The organism is Pseudomonas sp. UBA7500 (assembly GCF_002478435.1).
GTDB classification, from domain to species: domain Bacteria; phylum Pseudomonadota; class Gammaproteobacteria; order Pseudomonadales; family Pseudomonadaceae; genus Aquipseudomonas; species Aquipseudomonas palmensis.
Map to the genome: position 1 here is coordinate 1 of NZ_DLNW01000043.1, position 2,158 is coordinate 2,158.

Annotated in this window: 3 protein-coding genes and 1 pseudogene; all 4 read right to left on the minus strand. The window is 63.9% G+C overall.

The features are described from left to right. On the minus strand, nucleotides 1-619 hold a 619-nt coding region (locus B4I46_RS16895; protein ID WP_286901061.1), incomplete at its 3' end, for a LysR substrate-binding domain-containing protein. Between the two features lie 94 nt (nucleotides 620-713). Further along, a pseudogene (locus B4I46_RS16900) lies at nucleotides 714-1,464 on the minus strand (energy transducer TonB). Beyond that, nucleotides 1,461-1,886: a TonB system transport protein ExbD gene (gene exbD / locus B4I46_RS16905; protein WP_043861563.1), complete on the minus strand. Its 426-nt coding sequence runs from the start codon at nucleotides 1,884-1,886 to the stop codon at nucleotides 1,461-1,463. The pseudogene B4I46_RS16900 and the gene exbD overlap by 4 nt, the downstream one beginning before the upstream one ends. A 3-nt stretch (nucleotides 1,887-1,889) precedes the next feature. After that, the coding region (locus B4I46_RS16910; RefSeq protein WP_286901063.1) for a MotA/TolQ/ExbB proton channel family protein at nucleotides 1,890-2,158 on the minus strand (269 nt) is incomplete at its 5' end.

Genomic DNA, 2,158 nt, shown 5'->3' on the forward strand with positions numbered 1-2,158 from the left:
CCTCCAGCACCTGGTCGCGGAAGCAGTGGCCTTCGCCGAGCAACAGCAGGCTCTTGTCGTTGAGCAGGCTGGCGTCGATGGTCTCTTTCTTCGTCCAGGGATGCTCGCTGGGCATCAGCACGTAGAACGGCTCGTCGTACAGCGGCAGCGTCAGCACGTCGGCTTCATTGAACGGCAGGGCGATGATCACCGCGTCCAGCTCGCCGTTGCGCAGCTTGTCACGCAGGATATGGGTGAAGTTTTCTTCGATGTACAACGGCATCTGCGGGGCAACCCGGTGCAGTTGCGGAATCAGGTGCGGGAACAGGTACGGGCCGACGGTATAGATGGCCCCCACCTTGAGCGGCGCGGTCAGCTGGTTCTTGCCGGCCTGGGCCAGTTCACGGATGCCCTGGGCCTGCTCCAGTACCTTCTGCGCCTGGGCCACGATGCCTTCGCCGACCGGGGTCAAGCGCACCGCGCTCTTGCTGCGCTCGAAGATCAGCACGCCCAGCTCGTCCTCCAGCTTCTTCACGCCCACCGACAGGGTCGGCTGGCTGACGTGGCAACGCTCGGCCGCGTGGCCGAAGTGCTGTTCCTGAGCGAGGGTGACGATGTAGCGCAATTCTGTGAGGGTCATAACGTGCGTCCATGAAGTTGCGAGCCCAGCATAGCGGCTGCAATCGATAGACGCACGTTATCAGACTTGCGTGCGTGTGACAGAAACAAACAACTCAGCGTTTCTTGTCCAGCGAGTACACGAACGGCGCGACCACTTCGATACTGCCGTTGTTGAGCAGTTCCTGAGGCGGCTTGGGCACGGGTTGAGCCTTGCGGATCATTTCCAGGGTTGCCCGGTCCAGTGCCGCGCTGCCTGAACCACCGGCCAGCGAGTACGACAGGATCTTGCCTTCGGCGTCGACCACGAAGCGCAGCCGGTTGATGCCCTGCAGGCCCCGCCGACGCGCGTCTTCCGGGTAGCGCTTGTACTTGCCAAGGTGACGCAACAGGTCGCTCTGCCAGGTCGGCAGGGCATTGCTGTTGGCGGCGATGCTTGGCGCCGGTGCTGCGGATTTCTGCGCCGGAGCGTTGCTTGGCGGGGAATCCACGGTTTCCTGGTCGACCGGCTTGTCCTGCGGCGGCTCCGGTTTTTTCTCCGGTTTCGGAGGCTGGGGCTTGGCCTTGGGCTTGGGCGGTGGCTTGGGTATCGCGATTTTCGGTTTGGGCGCTTCTGCCACCTTGGGCAGTGGTGGCTCCTCGACCGGCGTCGGCGGCTGTGGCGGGGCCNNGGGCCACGACCTTCGGCGGCGGTGGTGGGGCCGGCTCGGGCATCGGCGCCATCTCGATCATCATCGCCGCAGGCGGCAGTTCGATTGCCTGGGGCACCGACCAGTTGAGCATCAGCACCACGGCAACGGCATGCACGGCCAGCACAATCGCCAGGCTGACGCCGTAGCGCGCCAGTTTATGCCGCGTATTGGTCATTTCTTGGCTGCCGTCTCAAGTCCCACCAGGCCGACCTTCAAGTAGCCGGCTGCGCGCAGGGTGTTCATGACTTCCATCAGGTCGCCGTAATCGACGCCCTTGTCAGCCTGGAAGAAGATGGTGGTGTCCTTGTCGCCCTTGGTCTTGGCGTCCAGTACCGCGCCCAGCTGGTCGCGTTGCACCTGATCGTCGCCGACGTACAGGTTCTGGTCGGCCTTGACGCTGAGGAACACCGGCTTCTCCGGCCTGGGCACGGGCTTGGCGGTCGAGGCCGGCAGGTCGACCTTGATGTCGACCGTGGCCAGGGGCGCCGCCACCATGAAGATGATCAGCAGTACCAGCATCACGTCGATGAACGGCGTGACGTTGATTTCGTGGTTCTCGGCGAGATCGTCGCCGCCCTCGTTAAGATGCAGGCCCATGGTTTACCCCACTTTCACCATGTGTGGCGCAGCGGAACGCTCGCCTGGCTGGTGGTCCAGGTCGCGGCTGACCAGCAGCAGCACGTGCGCCGAAGCGTCGGAAACCTGTGCCTTGTAACCGGCGATGGAACGGGCGAAGACGTTGTAGATGACCACTGCGGGGATCGCGGCAACCAGGCCCAGGGCGGTGGCCAGCAGGGCCTCGGCGATACCGGGTGCAACCACCGCGAGGTTGGTGGTCTGGGTCTTGGCGATGCCGATGAAGCTGTTCA